The sequence below is a fragment of the Intestinirhabdus alba genome, assembly GCF_009711095.1.
GTDB lineage: Bacteria > Pseudomonadota > Gammaproteobacteria > Enterobacterales > Enterobacteriaceae > Intestinirhabdus > Intestinirhabdus alba.
Window position 1 is genome coordinate 1 of record NZ_WMJZ01000113.1, and the last position, 1,189, is coordinate 1,189.

Consider the following 1,189-nt stretch of genomic DNA (forward strand, 5'->3'; position numbering starts at 1 on the left):
GGGAGTGTTAGAAATTCTGTGTCATTCCAGTAATATACAATCAAAAAGGAATGACACATGTCCCAGCCCTTCGATTTCGACAAAGCACTTAAAGCTCTCCAGTCCGGTCAGGCATTAACCGGCAAAGATGGTATCTTAACGCCATTAATCAAACAGTTAACAGAAGCTGCTCTGGCCGCTGAACTCGACTCCCATCTGGCTCAGGATGTGGAAGCGAACCGTAAAAATGGCTCCGGCAAAAAGACCATTAAAGCCCCGACAGGCAGTTTTGAACTGACAACCCCGCGCGATCGTAACGGCACTTTTGAGCCACAACTGGTGAAGAAGCATCAGACCACACTCTCAGATGAGATCGAGCGCAAAATCATTCGCCTGTTTGCACTGGGGATGAGTTATCAGGACATCAGTCGGGAGATTGAAGAGCTTTATGCCTTCAGCGTTTCAACCGCCACCATCAGTGCGGTAACCGACAAAGTCATCCCTGAACTAAAACAGTGGCAACAACGCCCACTGGAGAAGGTTTACCCCTTCGTCTGGCTGGACGCTATTCATTATAAAATCCGTGAGGATGGCCGCTACCAGAGCAAGGCGGTTTATACCGTGCTGGCGCTGAATCTGGAGGGCAAAAAGGAAGTTCTGGGCCTGTATCTGTCGGAAAGCGAAGGGGCGAACTTCTGGCTGTCGGTATTAAGCGACCTGCAAAACCGTGGTGTGGAAGATATCCTGATCGCCTGCGTGGACGGGCTGACAGGCTTCCCGGAGGCGATAAACAGTATTTATCCGCAGACAGAAGTTCAGTTGTGCATCATTCACCAGATACGCAACTCGATTAAATATGTAGCCTCAAAACACCACAAAGCGTTCATGGCAGACCTGAAGCCGGTATATCGTGCTGTGTCAAAAGAGGCGGCAGAAACGGCGCTGGATGAGCTGGAGGCGAAATGGGGCCAGCAGTATCCGGTGGTACTCCAGTCGTGGCGTCGCAAGTGGGAAAACCTGTCGGCATACTTCCGCTATCCGGCGACTATCCGCAAGGTCATTTACACCACAAATGCAATCGAATCAGTACATCGCCAGTTCAGGAAACTGACCAAGACCAAAGGGGCTTTCCCGAATGAAAACAGTCTGTTGAAGCTACTTTATCTGGGACTGATGAATGCTCAGGAAAAATGGACAATGCCCATCCAGA

General features: G+C 50.1%; 1 protein-coding gene. It reads left to right on the top strand.

What is annotated here, in order from left to right:
- Window positions 1–57 precede the first annotated feature (57 nt).
- Window positions 58–1,189, top strand: a 1,132-nt coding sequence (locus GJV78_RS22635; RefSeq protein WP_155110302.1) for an IS256 family transposase, incomplete at its 3' end; no start/stop codon positions are given.